Genomic DNA, 22808 nt, shown 5'->3' with positions numbered 1-22808 from the left:
TAAGCAATTATAACACATAAATACCTTTTTCAATAGTTTGTTCACCCAGCTTAACTTCAATACAAAAAGGAGATTTTGATTCAATTACAAAACTAGAGCGGAGAGTTTTTCTTCTTGCTAGTTTTTCATCTATTATTTCTCCTGAAGATTCATAAAAAACTAAAATTTTCAGGTTTTCAGGTAACTGAATCTGTTGATTGGTCGTAAGTATTTGTAAGGTTATGCTATGTAAACCTTTTTCTAATGTTTCATTGAGTTCTTCTTTTTTTATTTTCAACAACAGAGATGTATTTATTGGATTTAAATGGATAATTTTGCCAATTTCATTACGCTCATTTTCTTGGCTTCTAACTTGAGATGATAAGGGGCGACTTCTTTCAATTGTTTGATTTATGAATTTTTTTGGATCATCCCAACCAGCGGGAAAATTGCGTTTATTAAATTTTCCAGATAAAGAAATTATATTATTGCGTTGATTATTACTAGGCTCATCTGCATCCAAAATCCGAATACTTTCAATAGGAAAAGTATTTAATTTCGTAAGTGTTTTTGATTGAACAAGATTGATCAGTTTTTTAATATCTGCATCAGAGCCTTCTATAAATAATCTGATGCTACCGGATTTTACATCAAAAATTACGATTGTATTCCCTGAATGTTGCCGTAAAATTTCTTCAAGAATCTTTAAATTTTCAATAGAGTCAATATCACCAGTTAACACAATTTCTGCTTTTTGGGTTTTATTCTGTCTATCTATGACAGTTATTTGACGACTTTGACGATGAAGTATTTGCATTGTTTTTTCCTCCTGATCAGTTACTGCAATGCAGCAAGAAGCTGTTTGTGATTTTGCAATTGGTTGTTCTCTTGGCAGACAATCTTCCCAGTTCAATCCTAACTCATCGCAAATTTGTTTATAATGATCAACTCGAATTGGGCTACCATTAAAAAATTTGCTGACGGTAGATCGAGATAGTTTAAGAAAATCAGCTAATGCTTGTTGTGTATATCCTAACCCAAGTAAAGCTATTCGTGCCTTCTCTCTAACTTCAGCAGAGGCTGTCAATGAACTACGTCCAGGTGTCTGTGTCATACAGAGGTTTTCAACTATTCAATCATAAGTTGAGTATAAAACAATCATGAAACAACCACAACTTAATCATTACTAAGACACGAGTTCAGATCTATGGCATTACAGTGAAACAAGTAAATAAAAATTATTCTCTAAGAAATTACCATGAACAAGTTCCATAAATTGCTGATGGGTACAACAGCCATAGTTTCCATGTTTGGCTGGAATGTAAATATAGCTCAAGCACAATCCATACCAGCATACTGCACTGGATCGGCAATTGGTTCTTTACTTGGTCTAGTAATTACAGGTAATGCTGAAGCGGCATCATCTGCAATTCCGCCAGAATGCACTACTCAAAATCAAAATTCTCCTTCCTCTCAATATCAAGAACCAAATCCTACAAACACAGTTCCTAAACTCCCTAATACCGACCTCGACCCTAATAGCGCATGGTTGCGGGATTCGATGAGAGATACAGATCGCTTCATTGGTGGTAGTGGCTGGCGCAGTATTGAAAACAATCCAGGCGGTTTTTAATTGCCCAATCTCAACCTAGTATTGGTGATACGGTTCAATTTGCCGTTGATGCAATCCACAAACTTAGACAACAAGGAAAGATTAATCTTCGTCGAGATGGTAATTACACTTTTGATGACGTCAGGATTGAGATAGATAACGCAAAACCAGAGTTGCTGAATGAAAATCCACTCCCTGGAGGATTTTATAATCCTTTTGCAAATTGGATCACAATTAAAAATCCCAAACAAGACATATCTGTGACTGTTCAAGTAGTAGGTTCTAACTCTTATAAATCTATAGGTTACAGTACACCCAAGCGTGTTCCTGGTAAATCTATTGATTTGTGCTGTACAATTTACAATCCTAGATAAAACTTTCTCTTACTGTTTAGTAACTAAGGAGATTACCATGAAAAACCTGCATAAATTACTAATGACCACCACCGTCATATTTTCTATATTTGGGTGGAATATTCACACAACTCAAGCACAAAATAGCCCCAAATTAATTGCTGCTTATAGTTCAACTAAGGGCGACAGTGACGTAGGAATAAAGCAAGACTGTATTTCATTCTTTTATGACAGTGGGGATTTTCTAGAAAAATGCTCATCTTTTATTAACAGTGGTTACACTCGTCCGCGTACAAGAATTACCAATATACAAGGTATTTGGAGACGTGACGGAGATTTAATTTATGTTCAAGTCACAAGTTCAGCAGGATTATCTGGTGAGAGAAAATATCAAATAACTCAAGAGGGTTTATTAAATGTGGAAACAGGTACTCGCTTAACCAAACAATGAAAAGATGCAATTGATTAATAGGATTAGTCGTAGGTTGGGTTGGCGAAAGGAAACCCAACATTACTAAAAACAACCTAACTAACAATTTCTGAAATTAAACAAACACAAAACAAATAGAGAATATTATGTCAAGAGAATTTTCATCACAAATAAATTTGGTTTCTGCAACTAACTACAATGATGTTATTGGTAGTGACATTGGTAGTCGTAGGTTGGTTTGACGAAAGAAAACCCAACACCATTCTTTGTTTTGTTTTGTCGGTTGGGTAATATGATATTTTTTTTGACCCCAACTCAACGCGGTAGGGGTTTAGCAATGCTAAACCCTTACATTTTATCCCGGATTTCTCACCAAAATCCTCAAACCCTTATAAAATCTGGATTATGGGTTTTCACACTGCATCAAAAATAAACCTCGTGAAAAATGCCTGAAACCGTTTCTCTATAAGGATTATATAGATTGCGATCGCATTGTTTGTGAGAAATGCGGGTTTATGAATCAATATTTCCGGCTCTAGCGCTCCCTTTATTATATTTTTGATAAAATATCATCAAAACCCTTGCTCTAACTGGATTTGAGGTTTTAGTATATTCAAAAATAAGCGATAGCGAAGCGCTCCGTAGGAATCGCTCTTAATTTAGACAAAACCCATATACAGTAATGGTTTTAGACATATAAAAGGGATATTTAATCATAAGGGGAACGGTAGAACCATATTTCCTTTTTTCGCTTTTTCCACTTTCTCAACTTGCTTGGGTGCTTCTATTTTGTTGAATAGTCGGATAGCTTCATTAAAGTTGGTGTGGCTTTTTTCGGTTTGACTAATTTTTTGATATGTTAAGCCAAAGCTAATATTTTTTAGCAATGCCACAGGCATTTTTTATTGTTCCAACTGATTCACAGGCAGATTTTATCAGTATTTTAACGGATACAGCACTTCTCAGTGTTATGAGGTACATATCTAGTGGGTAAGATGCCCGCACCACAATAGTTTTGATATTGAATTTAGAATATCTATTTAATTTCACCATAATTTCATAAATATGCCATTTTCATGAAGATTCAATACTCTTGGGCTGAGAAACAATCAGTATAAATACTGTTGTGTTTTTTTTAAACGAATGTGAAATAATCGGTAAAGAAATAAACTACAACTCTTTGTGATACATTTTTGTAGAGACATTCTATGGAATATCTCTACAAATTTCTCTTCATAAATAAAATAATCATGAAAAACTTTAAATTCAAACCAGGATTTAAATTGTTAACCATATCGGCAAGTTTAACAAGTGTTACTCTTGGAGTTTGGTTGATTTTTGCCATATTTACCCAAAGTAAAATTCAAAATATCCCCGTTCGCATAGTAACAGCTACTCAAGACAAAGTAGAAGATAAAATTACTGGTGAAAGTGGTATATTAAAATTAGATAATCAAAGAAATATTAAATCTCCAATCACAGGAACAGTAGAACAAGTATTAGTCAAAATTGGAGATCAAGTTAAAAAAGATCAAATTTTAATCCGTCTGAGAGATACAGAAACACAAATTAAGTTACAAGAATTTGCATCTGATTTAAAAGATAAGAATTTACAATTTGTTGATAAACAATCATCTTTACAAAAAGCAGAAAGTAAATTGTTAGAAACTCAGCAAGAATACAGAAATATTCAAAGTACCTATAGAAATGATATTAACAGGAAAAAAGATGAGAAAATAAGGGAAATTCAAAAACGTAGATTAGAACTTACCAGAAAACAACAAGCATTAACTGGTAAAACAAATGACTTAAAAGAAGCAAAAACTAAATTACAAGAAAATAAACAACTTTTCGCTAAGGGATTTATTTCGGAAACTGAATTAAAAGAGCAAGAAAAAAAAGTTACTCAAGCGGAAACAGATTTAAGTAATGCTAAAGATGAATTATCATTAAGTAATTTAGATTTAGAACAGCAGAAATTAGAATTACAAAGTTTTTGGCAAGATGTGAGAAATAACAAATCTGAACCCCAGCAAAAATTGAAAGAAGCTAAAACTAAAATTGACCAAGCTGTACAAGAATTAAACCAAGCTAAATTAGCACTCAATCAAATTGTGAGAGAAATAGATAAACTCAAAATACAACGCCAGAAAATTGCTGAAGAATTGAGAAAAACAGTAATTACTGCTCCTATGGATGGTGTAGTTCTCAATTTACAAGCAAAATTAGGTGATGTGATTGAACCGAAAGGAGATGTTTTAGTTATTGGTGATCATACTCAACAAATTGTGCAATTAAAGTTATCTCCTTTAGACGCAACCAAGGTTAAAATTAGACAACAAGCTGAAATTAGTATTGTTGGGTTTCAATCACAAAAATTAACTGGTAAGGTTCAACAAATATCTTTATTAGCTGGAGATACCCAAAACAATGATCAAGGTACAGATAATGTTAAAATTACAGCGATTGTGCATTTAGATCAAGTTAATAAAAATATTGTTCCGGGAACTCCAGTGACAGTTGCCTTGATTATCGCTCAACGTGATAATGTGACAGTTATTCCTAGTGAAGCTATTCAACAAAATGAATCAGAAACATTTGTCTGGATAAAAGATCAACAAGGTAAGGCTTTTAAAAGAATTATCAAAACTGGGTTACAAGGATTAGATAATATTGAAGTTAAATCAGGTTTAAAACCAGGAGATGAAATATTAATTCCCACTTTAGAAAATCCTTTAAATGTGGGAGATAATGTTGTCATAAAAATGCAGTAATAAAAGCCAGGGAATAAATTCCCTGTCTCATAGCTAAAGTGCGTTAAAAGGCACTATTCTTAATTAAAAATAAAACTGTATTCTCGAAAATAAAATAAACAGATCAAAATAGTCGGTTTTAACCGACTTAGGCTATAAGACAGGGAATTTATTCCCTGGCTTCTTTTAAAACCTTACCGATAACAAAGAATAAATTTAACATATTTACTCCCATGAACATCAATGATTTATTATCTTTAACATCTAGCTCTTTACGCAGTAATCCCTTGCGCTCATTTCTGAGTAGTTTAGGTGTATTTATGGGTGTATTTGCTGTGAGTGGAACATTACAAGTAAGTGATATTGGAAAAATATATTTAAAGACGCAATTACAAAAAATGGAATCTCCGCAAATTTCTATTCAGTCTCCTTATAATTCGGTTACGTCTCAACTAGAAAAATATCAAAGTGAAGATTTAGAATGGTTAAAAACAAATTTATCTGGTTGGAAATATATCGCTCCTGTACAAAATGGTGGTAATGATGCTATTTTTTGGGGAACTCAAAAAATCAATGTGGAAAGTCAAGCAGTAACACCAGATTTTTTACCTATGTCGGGAAGAAAATTAATTGGTGGGAAGTTTTTTACAGTTAATGATTTACAACAAACCCGCTCAGTTATTGTTATAGATCAATTACTCGCACAAAAACTATTTAAAGGTAAAAATCCGTTAAGAAAAATGATTACTTTTCAAAATAAGTCTTATTATATTCAAGGGGTTATCCAAACTAGAAACAGTAATACTTGGGGTGATGAACAAGGATTGATATTAATTCCTTTATCTGTTTATCAATCTCTCAAATCAAGTCCTTTCTTCGATAAAATTACCATTACTCCTAAGAATGCAGAAAATATAGAACAAATCCAAAATCAAGCAACTAGCATTTTAAAGAAAAGATTTCCTAATGTAGATATTTACGCTTCTAGCAATATTGAACAGGTGAAAAGTTTAGAAAAAGTCTTAAATGGTGTAACTATTATCCTCTTGGTTATCGGGAGTATTTCTTTATTTGTAGGAGGTGTGGGAATTGCTAATATTACTATAGCATCAGTTGTAGAACGAACTCCAGAAATTGGGTTAAGACGCGCTATTGGTGCTACTCAAAAGAATATTTTAATTCAGTTTTTACTAGAAGCAACTTTTATTAGTATGACAGGAGGAATAATTGCAATAGCTACAGTACAAGGAATTACTATTATGACTGTAACTCTCTTGAATTTACCCTATCAATTTGGTTATCAAACTCCTTTAGTTTCTCTGAGTTCTGCTATTATAGTGGGTATTGTTTCTAGTTTTCTACCTGCGCTGAGAGCTAGTAAATTAGATCCTGTTGAAGCTTTACGTTCCCAATAAGTAAAGTTGAGAATAATGTTAATGTTGGGTTTCCTTGCGTCAACCCAACCTACTTAATTTTTTTACTATGAATCGTTTTTTATTACCAATATCATCTTTGCTTGTGATTTTCCTATTTCCGGGTTTAGGAAAATGTCAAAATATGCCTAATCACCAAAATTTACCAAAATCTAATTCTGATTTACAATTACTATTAAATAACTCTAGTCAGGAGTTATCTTTAAAATTAGCTGATGCTGTTTATTTAGCTTTACAAAATAATCGAGATTTAAAAATAGCGTATCTACAACGTATTTTAGATCAAAAACAATTAGCTGAAACTGAATCTCAATTTAATCCAACTTTTACACCACAGCTATCTTTAAATGTGACTAATAATCAAACTGGTAATAACACCAATAATAATACAACTGCGCTTTTGGGTGCTAATTTCAATTTAAAAATTCCTACAGGTGGTAATTTAAGTTTAACATGGCAAGGACAAAATCTTTTATCTCGTACTAGCTCATTAGATACTTCCTCAGATACAAATACTCTGAGTCAAAGTGTTAATCTTAATTTTAGTCAACCTTTATTAAAGGGTTTTGGCACAGGATTAAATACTCTGAGTATTCAAAGAGCAAGATTGACAGAAAATGCTAATATTTTGAATCTCAAAAATACTACTTCTCAAACAATTACTAATACTATAGTTAGTTATAGAAGTTTATTGTTAGCTCAAGAAAGATTGAAAATTGAACAATTATCTTTTGCTAATGCTAAAAAAGATTTAGAGAGATTACAAGCATTATTTGAATTTGGGAGAATTCCTAAAAATGATCTGGTTGAGCGTCAAGCTGATATTGCTCAACAAGAAGTAAATTTAGTGAATACACAATCCAGTTTAGAACAAGCAATTTCTGAATTAACTAAAATTATAGATTTACCCATAACAAAAAAACTAATTGCTCTGGAAAAACCTGATCCTCCAACAAGTTTAAATTTACCAGCTTTTACAGAAATGCTAGAATTAGCTAAAGCGAATAATACTGGTTATCTTGCTGCTGTTAATGCTGTGGAAAATTCTAAATTTGGGATAACAGAAGCTAAAAATCAACAACAATTGGATTTAAAATTAAATGTGAGTTATGGGTTTAATAGTGCTTCTAATACTCAAGATACAAATAATTTGAGTTCGTCTTTAGTCTTAAATCGGGAGTTTGGTAATCTCAGTCAAGATAATGCTGTAGTTAAAAGTGAGATTAGCTTACAAAATGCTAATTACACTCTAGCAAAAACTCAGGATAATTTGAATGAGGAGTTGAAAAATAAAACTCGTAATGTCAAAGATACTTTTAAGCAGATTGAATTAGCACAGCAAGCACAAAAGTTAGCAGCATCAAAAGTGATAAATGCTAAGGAAAGAATGAGATTAAGTAGTAATATTTCAATGACGGATATTATTAACTTTGAAAAAAGTTTGGTTGATGCTCAAAATCAAGAACTTAATGCTATCATTAATCATCTTAATAGTATCACTCAATTAGAACAATTTTTGGGAATTACTTCGAGTAAATGGGTTAAATAATACTATTATGAGGATTTTCAGGATTGTGTACATAAATATTGAAAATGGCAATTGATGTATTCAAAATAAGTAAAGTATAAATAATCCTGTACATCCTGTAATCCTGAATATCCTGATTCAGACAAATTCCGTGTTTCCTTCCATACTCCCAAATTATTAGGTTTGGATGTCCTCAACCAAGAATTGTTAGACCGGACAATGATTGCTACAGATGGTTCAGCTAACAAATCTAACTTAGGCGCAAATGCCATTTTAGGTATTTCTTTAGCAGCAGCTAAAGCAGGTGCAGCAGCTTTGGATATTCCTCTCTATCGCTATTTAGGTGGACCTTTGGCGAATCTATTGCCAGTCCCTTTAATGAATGTGATCAACGGTGGAGCGCACGCATCTAATAACGTTGATTTTCAAGAGTTTATGATTGTTCCTATCGGTGCGCCTTCTTTTAAAGAAGCATTGCGTTGGGGTGCGGAAGTATTTGCGACTCTCAGCAAAGTGTTAGATGATAAAGGTTTGCTGACTGGTGTGGGTGATGAAGGTGGTTTTTGTTAGGCTAAAGTTAATATTCTTGATTTAGTAATGCCACAGTACGATTTATATCACAATCAAGTTAAAAATGCTCTAACCAAAGATGGATGGGTAATTACCGATGACCCCTTTATACTAGAATACAAAGGCTTGCGTTTATATGCTGATTTAGGAGCAGAAAAATTATTTGCTGCCCAGAAGATGCAGCAAAAGATTGTAATTGAAATAAAAGTTTTTAATAGCCCTTCTTTAATTACAGAATTAGAAAAAACATTAGGACAATATAATATTTATGTTAGTTTAATTAAAAGAATCAATCCAGAACGTAAATTATATTTAGCGATTCCTGAAGCTGCTTATCAAGACTTTTTTCTTAAACCAGCTATTCAAGATATTTTAAGTGATCAACAGCAGATTAATTACATTATTTTCGATCCAATTCAGGAGGTAATTGTACAATGGATAAGTTAGAAAAATACAGAAGAATTATAGTTAGTATTGTGAAAAAACACGCTCAATATCAACCTAGTCATGGAAAAATTGAGGCTTTGTGTATTTGTGATCAAGAATCTGATAATTATTTGTTAATGGATACAGGTTGGGATAAAACAGGTAGGGTTCATGCAGTGGTATTTCATCTGCGAATTATTGATGGTAAAATCTGCATTGAATGGGATGGTACAGAAAGGGGAATAACTGCGGAATTATTGGAATTAGGAGTAGAAAAGGATGATATTATTTTAGGGTTTATTCGTCCTGAATATCGGCAGTTTACAGATTTTTCTGTAGCTTAATTTTGAATTTTTGCTTTTTCCACTTTCTCAACTTGCTTGGGTGCTTCCATTTCGTTGAATAGTCGAATAGCTTCATTAAAATTGGTGTGGCTTTTCTCAATTTCAGCCATCTTTTGATATAGCAATTATGGGTTGGATACAATACAATTGAGTACGGTGTTTACCTGCCACTACAGGTTTTGCGATTTACTGACTGTATCTCACTCAAGTGCATACCGCTATATGTTCAACCTATTTGGTATACTAAACACGGTTGGGAAATTAACTTTTACAGGATTAGGAAAAACATAGATTTGTAGGGGGTTTAGCACTGCTAAACCCCCTACCGATAGAATCGAACGATTAAGCCGTTTTTAGTATAGTTTGTTTGTTTATTCTTTAGTTTGTTGTTTTTTGCAAATTGAGAATCAACCAATAATTACCATGTTTATCTGGTATTCTTATTAAATCACCTATAGAAAAATTAGCATTAAGACAAGAATCAATTACACATTTTTCCGAATAAATTCTACTCATAAAAGACTCTTGATAAAAGTTTTTCTTGGTAATTTCTTCGTTACAAGTGAAATCAGTCCATATTTCTCCATTTTTACTTAGAAAAGTAGATAAATATTTTAATGTATTGAATGGATTCTATAAGTGCATCATAATTTGCATTGCAAAAATTACATCAAAATATTGATTTTCAAAAGGTAATTTGTTAATATCAGCTTTATAATAAACAACTGATGATAGAGTTGATATCTCTTTAGCTTTTTTTAGCATAGCCTCAGAAATGTCAATGTTAATAATTGTTTTCGACTCAGAATAAAGCTTTTGCATTCTACCGAAGCCGCTACCAACATCAAGTATAACTTTATTTTTTGTTTTTATTTTATTTAATAACCTTAGCTCCTAACAATGCTTGAACTAAAGGGTTTGATAAGAAAAAGTTGATTTTAGCAAATATCAACATAATAAATGAACTAAAGGTAAAGGGTTTGATAAGAAAAAGTTGATTCTAGCTAAATCATAGATATATATAGAAATTTTATTTATTTCAGTATAAAACATACCAGATGAATTTATATTAGCAAATAAAGATTTTTGTAATTATTCGTTACATAGTCTCTACACATATTTAACTACAGATGTAGCGATTGTTTGTCTACGTTTTACTTTTTACTCAGTAAAAGTTTACCATTGCCCCCACTATTGGAAATCTTCTTTAATCTCAGCCGATTTTCCCCCAGAAACACATAAACTAGCGATTGGGTTATTAGTAAACTGTAAAGGTTAAACCCTGACGACATACTCAAAATCAAGGACAAACCACGAATGACTAAATTTCTAGACACCGCTATTGAAGCCATTGTCTCCCGCGAAATCCTCGACTCACGGGGAAGACCTACACTAGAAGCGGAAGTACATTTAGCTGGTGGTGCAGTGGGACTCGCACAAGTTCCTAGCGGGGCTTCTACAGGCACATTTGAAGCCCATGAACTGCGGGATGGGGATAAAAGCCGTTATGGTGGTAAAGGAGTCCTCACCGCGGTAAAAAACGCCAATGAGATATTAGCACCCAAATTATTAGGTTTGGATGTCCTCAACCAAGAATTGTTAGACCGGACAATGATTGCTACAGATGGTTCAGCTAACAAATCTAACTTAGGTGCAAATGCCATTTTAGGTATTTCCTTAGCAGCAGCTAAAGCAGGTGCAGCAGCTTTGGATATTCCTCTCTATCGCTATTTAGGTGGACCTTTGGCGAATCTATTGCCAGTCCCTTTAATGAATGTGATCAACGGTGGAGCGCACGCATCTAATAACGTTGATTTTCAAGAGTTTATGATTGTTCCTATCGGTGCGCCTTCTTTTAAAGAAGCATTGCGTTGGGGTGCGGAAGTATTTGCGACTCTCAGCAAAGTGTTAGATGATAAAGGTTTGCTGACTGGTGTGGGTGATGAAGGTGGTTTTGCACCTAATCTAGAATCTAACCAAGTGGCTTTAGAATTGTTGGTAGCTGCAATTAAACAAGCTGGTTACAAACCCGGTGAAGAAGTAGCTTTAGCCTTAGACGTGGCTGCAAGTGAATTTTACAAAAATGGACAATATGTTTATGATGGTAAATCCCATAGTCCTGTTGAGTTTATTGATTATTTAGGTCAGTTGGTTGACCAATATCCCATTGTTTCCATTGAAGATGGTTTACATGAGGAAGATTGGCAAAGTTGGCAATTACTAACTCAGAAAATTGGCTCAAAAGTACAATTGGTGGGTGATGATTTATTTGTCACCAATGCTACTCGCTTACAAAAAGGCATTGAACAAAAAGCCGCTAACTCGATTTTGATTAAGTTGAATCAAATCGGTTCTCTAACTGAAACTTTGGAAACCATTGATTTAGCCACTCGCAACGGTTTCCGTTCAGTAATTAGCCATCGTTCCGGTGAAACTGAAGATACAACCATTGCTGATTTAGCAGTAGCTACTCGCGCCGGTCAAATTAAAACCGGTTCTCTGTGTCGCAGTGAACGGGTAGCAAAATACAATCGTTTACTCAGAATTGAGGATGAATTAGGCGATCGCGCCGTCTATGCTGGTACTGTTGGTTTAGGACCAAAATAGGCAATTGGTGATTGGTAATTGGTGATTGGTGATTGGTGATTGTAAACAGCATTACCCATTACCCATTACCCATTACCCATTACCGAATTAAGGATAAAACCCAACTTTAGGTAATCCCAAGGTTTCATGCCAGCCTAGCATCAGGTTCATACATTGAATTGCTTGACCGGCTTGACCTTTTATCAGGTTGTCAATGGCTGACATGACGATAACGCGACCAGTGCGGGGGTCAACTTCTATGCCGATATAACAATTGTTACTGCCACACGCCCATTTAGTTTGGGGATAAGTGCCACTATTGCAGATTTTCACCCAAGGGGAATTACGATAAAAGGCACTGTAGATGGTAATCAGGTCATCACGGACTAAACCAGGATCGCGCATAGTGGCGTACACAGTGGCTAAAATCCCCCGCACCATAGGGATGAGGTGGGGTGTAAATTGGATTTTTACGTCATGACCTGCCAATTCACTACAAATTTGCTCAATTTCTGGGGTGTGGCGGTGTCTACCGACGTTATAAGCACCTAGAGAGTTATCAGCTTCGGCTAACAACAGGTTAACTTTGGCTTGTCTGCCGCCCCCAGATGTGCCGGATTTGGCATCAATAATGGCTGTTTCGGGAACTATTAACCCTTGTTTTAAAAGTGGGGAAAGTGCCAGTAAACTGGCTGTAGGATAGCAACCGGGACAGCCAATTAGATTTGATTCGGCAATGCGATCGCGGTATAATTCTGGTAAACCATAAACTGCTGTCGCGGCTATGGTGCGATCGCTTCTTTCTGTACCATACCAATCTGTATAAGTTTTCAAATCACCAAAGCGATAATCAGCACTCAGATCCAGTACCTTACAACCTTTTTCTATAAGTTGGGGAGCAATTTGGCAAGCCAGTCCATTGGGTAAAGACAGAAATACCACTTCACAACGACTAGCAATAATATCCGGTTGTACTGCTTCAATGGGCAAATTTACTATATTACCGAACTGTGGGTAAAGGTCAGCAAAGGATTTACCTGCACTACTTTCACCACCTAAATAAACAATTTCCACTTGAGGATGATCCATCAGCAGTCGCACTAGCTGTACTCCGCCATACCCTGACGCGCCAACAATTCCAACTGGTACGCGTCTTAAATTTCCCATGATCTTAAATCCTTATCTACTTTTAGTTATCTATTATCAATCATCAGCAGTCAAGCTACTAACTAATTACTGATGACTTCTGATTGAACTTTCGCTGCATTGTATAGCAAAGCGGATCTTTTAGCGTACCTATAATCACAAATATCTTTAAAAAATAATCACACTCATAGTGTGTATAAAATCAGTACCACTAAAGATTATGTTTGCTATGTGACAGAAAATTCTCAACTTCAAAAATTTGGCGAATACATTCGCACAATCAGAAAAGCACAAAATCTTTCCCAAGAACAGTTAGCAGAACTGTCAGGACTACATCGCAACTACATCGGTGGTGTTGAACGTGGTGAAAGAAATATTGCTTTGTTAAATATTATCCGTATTGCTCAGGCTTTGGGAATGTCACCCAGTGAATTATTAAAAGGTTTAGACTAAATGGTATTTCCTTATGCCAGTATTCCAGTTGAAAAATGGGCAGATAAAACAAAAGAACTGATAGAAGAACATCCTCTCAAGCCAAATGTTATTAGAGAGGTTGCTTTAAAGAGTTGGCAGCTTTTATGGCAAACAAAAATAGGAGAGGAAGACACATATTTGAGCCTGGCAGAAATTGATCCACCAGCTATTATGGTGGGTTATTTTTTTGAAAAACTCTTTGCCAAAGAATTGCAAAAGCGTTATCCAGAGGAATGGAGAGGAACACAAAGTAAAGATGAAAAAGATATTGTTTATCTAAAGGATACAAGATATTCAATAGAGATAAAAACTTCTGGTCAGCTTGGCACAAAAATTTTTGGAAATCGCAGCTATGGTCAAAAAGCAAAAGATGAAAATAATGAGGAGCTTGCTAAAAAAGAAAAGTCTGGTTATTATATTACAGCTAATTTCTACCAGCAAAGTTTAACATTATTAAGATTCGGTTGGATAGACCATGAAGATTGGAATGCACAAAAATCAGCAACAGGTCAGGCATCTGGTTTAGATCAAAAAGTCTATGAGCATAAACTTTTTACAATATCAGGAGAATATATTTTAGATTCTCCTGTTAATTTATTATGCAAAGTTGGTGATGTAATTGCGAATGAGATGAATAAGGAAGGAATAAAAATTATTCAGGAATTAAGTGATTATCAAGGTAATAATCAAACTGTTAAAAAAGCCAAAGCGCAGGAAAAATATCACAATATACTTAAATTGAATTCGGGGATTGAAAAATTTGCGCTGGGTAAAAACATAATAAATAGTGTTTGGTGGTGGTTAACTTAAAAATACAAAAATACCTTTATAGAAATAAAGACATTTGTTCTACTTGACAACTTTGTTCTTTCAAAAAAGTTTCAATTCTATTAGCAGCAATATCACAGTAATCTTGACGAATTTCAAAACCAATTACTAGCCGATTTAAATCTAAAGCTACCATAGCAGTAGTACCTGAACCCAAAAATGGATCTAGGATAATTTGATTTTGATTTGAAGATGCTTGAATTATTCTTTGAATGACAGCAGAGGGAAACTGTGCTGGGTGTGGTGTTCTTTCTTTTGAAGATCGGTTTTGTCCAGAAGTTACTTTCGGAAATTCCCAAACATCAGTAGGATTTTTACCTAAAGGATTAACCCTGATTTTACCATTCTTTTTTTGATTGGGATATTTAACATTAGTATCACGAATATCGTCAAGATTAAAAGTATAAGCTTCTGAATTTTTTACATACCATAAAAATTTCTCATTTCTAGGTGAAAAGAACTTACTTCCTGCGACTCCAGCACCATAATTCCAAACAATTTCCTGAATTAAATAAAAAGGAATTTTATCCCAAAGTAAATAGGAAATAGGAATTGCTTTAGCACGATTTTTAATAGATAAATAACCTAAATTTAGCCAAAAAGCTCCATCACATAAAGTCAGACGATAAACTTCTTTTATCCATTGTTCACACCAATTTATATAATCGTCTAATGGCAATAAATTTTCATATTCCTTGCCAATATTATACGGCGGACTGGTGACAGTTAAATTAATTGATTCATCTGGTAAAATTTTCATTGCCTCTAAACAATCTAAATTGTAAATGAGACAATTAGACGTTTGAAAGTAGGGTTTACCTAGTAATTTACTTATATCATTGAAATTCATAGCTTAATAATCTGTGTATATGGTACTCTAAACTGCTGATAGTATATATGAACTATTTTATTAGCAAGTAACAGTTTAGTTATCTCACAAAAGCTCTAATTCCGATAAACAAGCTACAATCTAAAATAAGAAATTGTTAAAAAACTTTACGTTAATAGCTGGAAATTTTCTGTGTCACAGCCTAATATTACCCAAACCTTTAAATTTGATCCTATTGAGTCCGCTTTGGCCGATCTCAAAGCCGGTCGTGTCATCGTTGTTGTAGATGACGAAAATCGAGAAAATGAAGGTGATTTAATTTGCGCCGCCCAATTTGCCACCCCGGATATGATCAACTTCATGGCTGTAGAAGCCAGAGGGCTGATTTGTTTGGCAATGACAGGCGATCGCCTTGATGAACTAGACTTACCATTAATGGTCAGCAAACTCACAGATACTAACCAAACCGCCTTTACTGTTAGTATTGATGCTGGTCCCCATTTGGGCGTTAGCACTGGCATTTCCGCCGAAGACCGCGCCCGCACCATCCAAGTCGCCCTCAACCCAGACACAAAACCGGAAGAATTACGCCGTCCAGGTCATATTTTTCCCCTGCGGGCTAGACCGGGAGGCGTACTCAAACGGGCTGGACATACAGAAGCCGCTGTAGACCTATCCAGACTAGCGGGACTCTATCCAGCCGGGGTAATTTGCGAAATTCAAAACTCTGATGGTTCAATGGCGCGGTTACATCAGTTAATGGAATATGCCAAAAATCATCACCTGAAAATTATTAGCATTGCTGATTTAATCAGTTATCGTCTCCAAAATGATCGCCTGATATATCGAGAAATCATTACCAAACTCCCCAGCCAGTTCGGTCAATTTGATATTTACGGCTACCGTCACACCCTAGATAATACAGAACACGTTGCCATTGTCAAGGGAGATCCGGCAAATTTCCGAGATGAAGCTGTGATGGTGCGAATGCACTCGGAATGTTTAACAGGAGATGCTTTAGGTTCTCTGCGCTGTGACTGTCGGATGCAGTTACAAGCCGCATTAAAAATGATTGAAAATGCTGGTCAAGGTGTCGTTGTTTACCTACGTCAGGAGGGACGGGGCATAGGTTTAGTTAACAAGTTGAAAGCCTATTCTTTGCAGGATATGGGACTAGATACAGTGGAAGCAAATGAGCGGTTAGGATTTCCCGCTGATTTGCGTGATTATGGCATGGGGGCGCAAATTCTCATGGATTTGGGTATTAAAAAAATTCGTTTGATCACTAATAATCCCCGTAAAATCGCTGGTGTTAAAGGTTATGGATTAGACGTGGTAGATCGTGTTCCCCTCTTAATTGAGTCTAATGATTTTAATTCCTATTACCTAGCTACTAAAGCTAAGAAATTGGGACATATGCTGTTACAAACTTATCTAGTTACAGTAGCGATACATTGGCAAGATGAACCGGAATCCGTGACTGAACGTTATGAACGATTAGAGAAATTACGGTATTTATCCAAAAATCAACATTTATTGTTACAGGAAGAAGCCCGTCCATTGGGAATCGCTTTATTTGATCAACCCTCTTTAACTGTACATTTAGGTTTTGACCAAGCGAATATTGCTGAATCCAATTGGTATCAACAAAAAGGTCATCCTTACCTGCAAGCAATCTGCCAGATTTTAGATGAAATTGCAACTTTACCCTATATTCAGAAAATGGAATTTCTGATTGCGACAGGTAGCGATCCTTTGAGTAATTTGCAAGTACAGTTAGATAGGCAAACTTTCCCTGATGGTGTACTACCTTCTTCTTTAAAAGGTATTTTTCAAACACAGCACATTTACAGTTTTAGTAAGTAGGGTTTGCTGAATTTCCATAGATTAATCATAGCTTTAGTTTTATAACTAGAGCTATTTGTTGATTATTTATGTATGCTTGAATAACCCCACAAATAAAAGTTGCTATTAACTAGACATTAGCAATTACAAAAAGTATAATTTTTACTATTTATAATAATTTGTGGGTTATAGACGGATAACCAACTAAAAATAAAGTCATGCTTGTAGAATTTAGTGTAGAAAATTATCGTTCAATCCAAGAAAAGCAAACATTGAGTATGGTAGCTGCTGAAGATGAAACCATGCTAGATAGTAATACTTTTCCTGTCCCTAATAATGATGATTTACGCTTAGTTACAAGTGCTGCTATTTATGGTCCAAATGCTTCAGGTAAAAGTAATTTACTCAAAGCTATACAAGTGCTGAAAAATCTTGTCATTAACTCAGCTAGTAGAATGCAAATTGGGGATAAATTACCTGTTGAACCATTTAGATTAAATAGTGAATCAGCAAAAAAGCCTAGTAGTTTTGAAGTGATTTTTATTCATGAAAAAATTCGTTATGAATATGGAGTTTCTTTAAATCGAGAACGAGTATTTGAAGAGTGGTTAATTGCTTATCGAAATGAAGTTCAAGAAAACTGGTTTTCTCGTGAATATCTACCAGATAATCCAACATTTGAACCAAATGAAGGTTATAAATGGTCTTTTGGTAAAGGATTAAAAGGGGAAAAAAAGCGTATTCAAAGATTTGTTCGTTCTAATTCTTTATTTATATCTCATGCTGCACAAAATAATCATCCTCAATTAACAGAGGTATTCGATTTTTTCCAAGATGAACTAAAAATTATTCTTCATATAGATACACCCTTCATAGTTGATGATACAAATAATGAAGGTTATTATAATTATATGGTTAAATTACTAAATGAAGCAGATATAGGTATTGCTGATCTAAAAATTGAAATTATACCTGAAACATTAAATGATGATATGATTCATCGAATTCAACAGGAAATGCAGAAGCTAGGAATCAACGCAATAAGCAAAGATATTCCTGATTTTGGCAGATTAGATATTATCACTGTACATAAAATGAATGACTCTGATAAAACGGTAGAATTTGAAATTGATGAAGAATCTGATGGTACAAAACGCTTATTTGAAATAGCAGGATATTGGTTATATGTATTGCAAAATGGAGAAATATTAATAATAGATGAAATAGATAGAAGTTTACACCCAGTTCTTTCTAAAGCATTAATAAAAATGTTTAATAATCCAGAAATTAACAAAAACAATGCTCAATTAATATTTACAACTCATGATACTACACTGCTAGATGGTGAAATATTCAGACCTGACCAAATATGGTTTACTGAGAAAGATAACAGCATGACAAAACTATATTCATTGTTCGACTTTCGACCTCGTGAAGATGAATCTTTACAAAAAGGTTATCTATTAGGTCGCTATGGTGCTATTCCTTTTATTAATGGGTTGAGTATTTAAAAATATGTCACGGGGAAAATCTACCAATCATTTAAAACGAAGTTCCGGGAATAAAAATCCTAGAGGATACTTTTTAATTGTAGTTGAGGGTGAACAAACAGAATATAATTACTTTGAGTCTCTAAAACGTGAACTTAAATTATCAACAACTGACGTTAAAATAGTTCCCGCTTATGGTGGAGATCCTCTGGAGATTGTAACTACAGCTTATGATCTATATCAACAACAACAATATGATCAAGTATTTTGTATATTTGATGATGATAATAAACCGGATAAATATAAACAAGCTCTCAGCACAGCAAAAAAATATAATGTTGAATCTATAACATCAATACCCTGTTTTGAATTTTGGTTTTTACTCCATTGTTGTTATACTACCAGTCCCTTTAGTAGTTACAAAGAATTACGTCCAAAGCTAGAATCAGAAATGAGAAAAGAGGGTATTCTCCAAAAAGGAGAAACTTATAATAAAAGTGATAGATTACTATATGAAAAACTTAAACCCAATCAAGAAAAAGCAATTATTCATGCTATTAAACTAGAAAATAATCATCCCAACGAAGATGGATGTACCAAACCATCAACAAGAGTACATATTCTAATTGATAAATTGCAAAAACAAAAAAACTTTGAATGACCAATTATTTATTAGCAGTATTAACGCTTCTTAACTGGCGAAAAAATGTAATTTGGGAAATAGGTAAGTTTTTAGTTTTCACCTATTCCCTTTTTTCTTAACTAGCAACTTACGCGAATATTCAGCCCAAATAATTTAATTTACCCGCCCTTTTAACCAAGTTTGGATATCAGCAAAGCTGGTAAAATCTAACAATGCTTCGCTCAAATCTTCGAGAACCGGCAAAGGTAAACTAGAAATTGAGGAACGCATTTCCTCAGAGATTTTTCCAAACCGCTTAGTCAACAGTCGAATAATCACATTAACAGTTGCTTCCTCTCGTCCTTCTTCTCGTCCTTCCTCTCGTCCTTCCTCTCGTCCTTCTTCCTTAATTTCTTGGTAAACTCTAGTTTCCTTGAGTGTTATTCCTAGCATAGACTCTACCTCCATTCGGCTAAGTTTTTCAAACTTGTACACCATGATAGTCGTGATCATCTCTATTATGGCGCGACTTGATGGTTGAGGATCTTCTTCACGGGTTCTTATTAACAAATCCCGTGCTGCTGCTGGCGCTTGTTCTTCCTCCACCGTAGTCAATACCATCAATGCTACCCATAGAGGTAATTGACGAATATCCCCCAATTCATTCAAATACACTCTATGTACTTGTTCACCTTTTAGTAAGGTTCTATGAGGGTAAATGTCCCTTTGTTCGGTATTGCGAGATGGATATATTATAACTGCTTGCCAGTCACTAAATCTAACGCGGTTGCGATAGAAATATAGTGAAGATTCTGCAAATACTCTTTCATAAAGTTGTTCATCTTTTTGAAACTGCACCTCACAGAAATACACAATCCCAGCACCTTCATTTTCTGGGGGGAGAAATACTCCATCTATTTCAAACTTGGGTTCTTTGACAGCTACCGAATCAAATCGGTAAGCATCTGCATTTATGGGTGGATTTGTCAACAGTTCAAATAGCAAAGTTGGAGACTGTTGAAATAGTTTATAGAAAATGGAGTCTCGACGCATGAAGCATTCTATCTATTTGTTAAATATCCTCTAAATTTAATCGCATTATTTGAGATTCTGCATAAGTTTTAACTAAATTAAATGTTCAGAATTTTGTTTTGCTAACTAATTGAAAGTTTGTAATTGCCGAAAAGAATGCAATTTCTTGAGAAACTTTTCACCATCAAAACTTAAAGGATCAACTTTCCCATTCCCCACATCTACCGCACGATGGGTTGTAATTCTATCATCTGGAACTTGACTTTGAGCAATTAACCAAGCTAAAGAATTATATTGAGCTTCTGTATATCCTGAATGTGCTTCTATATTACTTTTCCCCCAAGCATCGGTCGGGGTTTCTAGAGATACATGATAAGCAAAATTATTTACAGATGGGGGTAAATTAGGATTAGTTTGCACAGTTTCCACACCATTAACACCTTTGAAAACTGAGTTACCAGCACCAAAAGCGCGTTTTTCTGGAGGAACTAAATAAATAACTTTTCCCTCTAAAGTAATTATGGCATGATAACTAGCTTGAACACTTTCATCATCATGAGGTGTTTGAAAAAAATTAATGGCGCTAGAAGTAGAATTAGTAGTTTCATGAAGGACAATAATGGCTTGATTATTACAAGGTACACCATTAACATCTGCGGTATAGCGATCGCCATAATTGCTAGGATCAACTGTAACCTGGGCAAAATTAGGTGTATAATTAGCGAAATCTCTAGTAGTTATATACAGAGGATTAATTTTTTTAATCTTTGCGGGAGACGGGATTAAATTTCGCTTTTTTTCTGGTTTAGTTATTGTTGACTGTAATTGCGCTGGTGGATATTGATACTCAGTTGTCCCTTCCGATGTTGATGCAATTGTCTGATTGTGTTGTTGTCTCGCACCCCCAATGAATACAGCCAAAGTTAGGGTAGCTAACATCAAAAAAATTAGTATTACTCTAGTCGCCCAGTCTCTAAATCTCATGTTTTTATTTAAAATTGGTAATATAGTGTAATGTTTGTGAATATTCATGGCAGAGCCAGTAACAATTATACCTGATCATCAGTATAAAACCTATGACTTGGTTCAATTCAATGATAATGATAAGATCTTTCAATGAATTTTAGATTTTTTTCATATTCATTCCTGACTAGGGATTTTACCTACAAGCTTTATTTAATCAGATTTTTGATAATTTTTGGTCTTTAGCAGTCCTCATCTTGACTAATTGATCAGGTTAAGAGAAACTTATAACTAACGAACGTAAATACTAATCTAAAATAATAACTTTTGTAAACATTATGAAATATATGTGCTTAAATATGGAACATTATGAAACAAGTGGCAAATTTGTATCTAAGTTCCTATCCCTAAATTTTGAGTAGGTCTGGTAAACCAGCAAAGTTCAAATATACTATCTAGGTTGGCTTTCAAAGCATGGAAACATTAGAATTCATCATTTATCCAGATGGTCGAGTCCAAGAAAAAGTCACCGGTATTATCGGTGCATCTTGTACTGAGGTAACAGCAGCCATAGAAGCCCAGCTAGGACGAGTGTTGAGTAATGAACCAACCTCAGAGTTTTTTGCCACTAACCCGCAACAAAATAGTGTGGTGGATACACAAACCGCCCACAGCGAATGGTAAGTTTTCCAACTAGTTAATTTCATTGATTACAAACCACCATGTCACACTTTAGCCAAATTAAGACACAGATCCGTAATCTGGAATCCTTGAAAGATGCCCTTTCTGACTTGGGAATAGACTGGAAACCTGGACCTGGTGAGGTGCGGGGTTATCGTGGTCAAACTCATGCAGCCGAAGTCACAATTGAACAGCAAAATGGCTACGATATCGGTTTTAGATGGAATGGTCAAGAATACGAATTAGTTGCAGATTTACAATATTGGCAACAAAATCTATCTGTGGATGGGTTTGTTCGTGAAGTAACTCAACGTTATGCTTATCAAACAGTAGTTAAAGAAACTACTAAAGTTGGCTTCCAGGTAGCCGAACAACAACAACAGAAAGATGGTTCTATTCGCCTAGTAGTACAACGCTGGAGTGCGTAATGTCTAATTTGCCGCCGTCGTCACCAGAAGAGGAATATAACCGTTCCGGTTTAGAACCAGAATTAGGGAGTCTTTTGCGAGATGTCCCCGAACGTTCTGGTTTAGAACCGGAATTAGGCGGATTAGTGCGGCAAAAAGGTGTTTATGTTGATGAAATTACCTGTATTGGCTGTAAACATTGCGCCCATGTTGCCCGAAATACTTTTTTCATTGAAGAAGATTATGGGCGATCGCGTGTCCTCCGTCAAGATGGAGATATAGAAGAGGTAGTTCAAGAAGCCATAGATACCTGTCCTGTTGATTGTATTCACTGGGTTGATTACACAGAACTGAAAAATTTAGAAGCAGACAGAAAATATCAGGTAATTCCCGTAGCTGGTTATCCCGTAGAACATGGTGTAGCCATTACAGAAAAACGCCGGAAAAAACAAAAGTTAAAAAAATCTAGTTCTTAAA

The 22808-nt window shown here is 34.7% G+C and carries 23 protein-coding genes and 1 pseudogene; 17 read left to right on the top strand and 7 right to left on the bottom strand.

Annotated elements, in window-relative coordinates; translation table 11 throughout:
* Positions 1–7: 7 nt before the first annotated feature.
* On the bottom strand, positions 8–1066 hold the full coding sequence (locus BMF77_RS02030) for a helix-turn-helix transcriptional regulator (protein ID WP_210422282.1): 1059 nt from the start codon (positions 1064–1066) through the stop codon (positions 8–10).
* Between the two features lie 171 nt (positions 1067–1237).
* On the opposite strand from BMF77_RS02030, the gene BMF77_RS02025 reads away from it, so the two are divergent.
* Both BMF77_RS02025 and BMF77_RS02020 read left to right on the top strand, forming a co-directional pair.
* Positions 1238–1612 (top strand): hypothetical protein, encoded by a 375-nt coding sequence (locus BMF77_RS02025; RefSeq protein WP_148760240.1) that lies wholly within the window; start codon positions 1238–1240, stop codon positions 1610–1612.
* 390 nt (positions 1613–2002) lie between these two features.
* Positions 2003–2395 (top strand): hypothetical protein, encoded by a 393-nt coding sequence (locus BMF77_RS02020; protein ID WP_148760238.1) that lies wholly within the window; start codon positions 2003–2005, stop codon positions 2393–2395.
* A 692-nt stretch (positions 2396–3087) separates the two neighbouring features.
* Here BMF77_RS02020 and BMF77_RS02015 read toward each other — a convergent pair.
* A complete protein-coding gene (locus tag BMF77_RS02015; protein ID WP_148760236.1) occupies positions 3088–3273 on the bottom strand; it encodes a hypothetical protein in 186 nt (61 codons plus the stop codon).
* 351 nt (positions 3274–3624) lie between these two features.
* Here BMF77_RS02015 and BMF77_RS02010 point away from each other — a divergent pair, with 351 nt between their 5' ends.
* The 6 genes and pseudogenes from BMF77_RS02010 (at position 3625) to BMF77_RS01985 (ending at position 9428) form a co-directional block, all read left to right on the top strand.
* Entirely contained in the window at positions 3625–5148 is a 1524-nt protein-coding gene (locus tag BMF77_RS02010; protein WP_168204380.1) for an efflux RND transporter periplasmic adaptor subunit, read from the top strand.
* Positions 5149–5360: 212 nt separating this feature from the next.
* Positions 5361–6542, top strand: a complete 1182-nt coding sequence (locus tag BMF77_RS02005) for an ABC transporter permease (RefSeq protein WP_148760232.1) — start codon at positions 5361–5363, stop codon at positions 6540–6542.
* 67 nt (positions 6543–6609) lie between these two features.
* The gene (locus BMF77_RS02000; protein WP_148760230.1) at positions 6610–8109 is read left to right on the top strand and encodes a TolC family protein; all 1500 of its coding nucleotides are present in this window, start codon (positions 6610–6612) and stop codon (positions 8107–8109) included.
* A 147-nt stretch (positions 8110–8256) separates the two neighbouring features.
* A pseudogene (gene eno, locus BMF77_RS01995) lies at positions 8257–8652 on the top strand (phosphopyruvate hydratase); the annotation flags it as partial.
* 33 nt (positions 8653–8685) lie between these two features.
* Positions 8686–9105 carry an element excision factor XisH family protein gene (locus BMF77_RS01990; RefSeq protein ID WP_027400758.1) on the top strand — a complete coding sequence of 140 codons (420 nt, stop codon included), beginning with the start codon at positions 8686–8688 and terminating at the stop codon, positions 9103–9105.
* The gene (locus tag BMF77_RS01985) at positions 9093–9428 is read left to right on the top strand and encodes a XisI protein (protein WP_148760228.1); all 336 of its coding nucleotides are present in this window, start codon (positions 9093–9095) and stop codon (positions 9426–9428) included. Before BMF77_RS01990 ends, BMF77_RS01985 begins: the two co-directional genes overlap by 13 nt.
* Before the next feature lie 633 nt (positions 9429–10061).
* Here BMF77_RS01985 and BMF77_RS28855 read toward each other — a convergent pair.
* The gene (locus tag BMF77_RS28855; RefSeq protein ID WP_148766743.1) at positions 10062–10301 is read right to left on the bottom strand and encodes a class I SAM-dependent methyltransferase; all 240 of its coding nucleotides are present in this window, start codon (positions 10299–10301) and stop codon (positions 10062–10064) included.
* 444 nt (positions 10302–10745) lie between these two features.
* Here BMF77_RS28855 and eno (BMF77_RS01975) point away from each other — a divergent pair, with 444 nt between their 5' ends.
* Positions 10746–12035, top strand: coding sequence for a phosphopyruvate hydratase (gene eno / locus BMF77_RS01975; RefSeq protein ID WP_148760226.1), 1290 nt, complete (start codon positions 10746–10748; stop codon positions 12033–12035).
* Positions 12036–12122: 87 nt separating this feature from the next.
* On the opposite strand, the gene argC is transcribed toward eno (BMF77_RS01975), so the two are convergent.
* Entirely contained in the window at positions 12123–13181 is a 1059-nt protein-coding gene (gene argC, locus BMF77_RS01970) for an N-acetyl-gamma-glutamyl-phosphate reductase (RefSeq protein ID WP_148760224.1), read from the bottom strand.
* Between the two features lie 210 nt (positions 13182–13391).
* On the opposite strand from argC, the gene BMF77_RS01965 reads away from it, so the two are divergent.
* Both BMF77_RS01965 and BMF77_RS01960 read left to right on the top strand, forming a co-directional pair.
* A complete protein-coding gene (locus BMF77_RS01965) occupies positions 13392–13613 on the top strand; it encodes a helix-turn-helix domain-containing protein (RefSeq protein ID WP_027400752.1) in 222 nt (73 codons plus the stop codon).
* Complete coding sequence (locus BMF77_RS01960) at positions 13614–14444, top strand: ScaI family restriction endonuclease (protein ID WP_148760222.1); 831 nt, start codon at positions 13614–13616, stop codon at positions 14442–14444. It begins immediately after the preceding gene.
* 16 nt (positions 14445–14460) lie between these two features.
* Here BMF77_RS01960 and BMF77_RS01955 read toward each other — a convergent pair whose 3' ends face one another.
* On the bottom strand, positions 14461–15222 hold the full coding sequence (locus BMF77_RS01955; protein ID WP_246863046.1) for a site-specific DNA-methyltransferase: 762 nt from the start codon (positions 15220–15222) through the stop codon (positions 14461–14463).
* Between the two features lie 261 nt (positions 15223–15483).
* Here BMF77_RS01955 and ribBA point away from each other — a divergent pair, with 261 nt between their 5' ends.
* From ribBA to BMF77_RS01940, 3 genes are all read left to right on the top strand, one after another.
* Complete coding sequence (ribBA, locus tag BMF77_RS01950) at positions 15484–17157, top strand: bifunctional 3,4-dihydroxy-2-butanone-4-phosphate synthase/GTP cyclohydrolase II (RefSeq protein WP_148760218.1); 1674 nt, start codon at positions 15484–15486, stop codon at positions 17155–17157.
* A gap of 197 nt (positions 17158–17354) precedes the next feature.
* Positions 17355–18647: an ATP/GTP-binding protein gene (locus BMF77_RS01945; protein ID WP_148760216.1), complete on the top strand. Its 1293-nt coding sequence runs from the start codon at positions 17355–17357 to the stop codon at positions 18645–18647.
* 4 nt (positions 18648–18651) lie between these two features.
* Complete coding sequence (locus tag BMF77_RS01940) at positions 18652–19287, top strand: RloB family protein (protein WP_148760214.1); 636 nt, start codon at positions 18652–18654, stop codon at positions 19285–19287.
* A 135-nt stretch (positions 19288–19422) separates the two neighbouring features.
* Here the strand turns inward: BMF77_RS01940 and BMF77_RS01935 are convergent, their stop codons facing one another.
* Positions 19423–20301, bottom strand: coding sequence for an Rpn family recombination-promoting nuclease/putative transposase (locus tag BMF77_RS01935; protein WP_015080216.1), 879 nt, complete (start codon positions 20299–20301; stop codon positions 19423–19425).
* Positions 20302–20406: 105 nt separating this feature from the next.
* On the bottom strand, positions 20407–21264 hold the full coding sequence (locus BMF77_RS01930) for a peptidoglycan recognition family protein (RefSeq protein ID WP_148760212.1): 858 nt from the start codon (positions 21262–21264) through the stop codon (positions 20407–20409).
* Between the two features lie 453 nt (positions 21265–21717).
* Here BMF77_RS01930 and BMF77_RS01925 point away from each other — a divergent pair, with 453 nt between their 5' ends.
* From BMF77_RS01925 to BMF77_RS01915, 3 genes are read left to right on the top strand one after another with little or no spacing between them, the layout of a single operon-like run.
* Complete coding sequence (locus BMF77_RS01925; RefSeq protein WP_015080214.1) at positions 21718–21927, top strand: DUF2997 domain-containing protein; 210 nt, start codon at positions 21718–21720, stop codon at positions 21925–21927.
* Between the two features lie 38 nt (positions 21928–21965).
* The gene (locus BMF77_RS01920) at positions 21966–22352 is read left to right on the top strand and encodes a DUF1257 domain-containing protein (protein ID WP_148760211.1); all 387 of its coding nucleotides are present in this window, start codon (positions 21966–21968) and stop codon (positions 22350–22352) included.
* Positions 22352–22807, top strand: a complete 456-nt coding sequence (locus BMF77_RS01915; RefSeq protein ID WP_015080212.1) for a ferredoxin — start codon at positions 22352–22354, stop codon at positions 22805–22807. Before BMF77_RS01920 ends, BMF77_RS01915 begins: the two co-directional genes overlap by 1 nt.
* The last annotated feature ends 1 nt before the right edge of the window (position 22808 follow it).

Origin of the sequence: Dolichospermum sp. UHCC 0315A, from assembly GCF_008121535.1 — a bacterium.
In the GTDB taxonomy this organism is placed as follows: domain Bacteria; phylum Cyanobacteriota; class Cyanobacteriia; order Cyanobacteriales; family Nostocaceae; genus Dolichospermum; species Dolichospermum lemmermannii.
The sequence above is the reverse complement of the archived record's forward strand: the minus strand, read 5'-3'. Positions and strand labels throughout refer to the sequence as shown.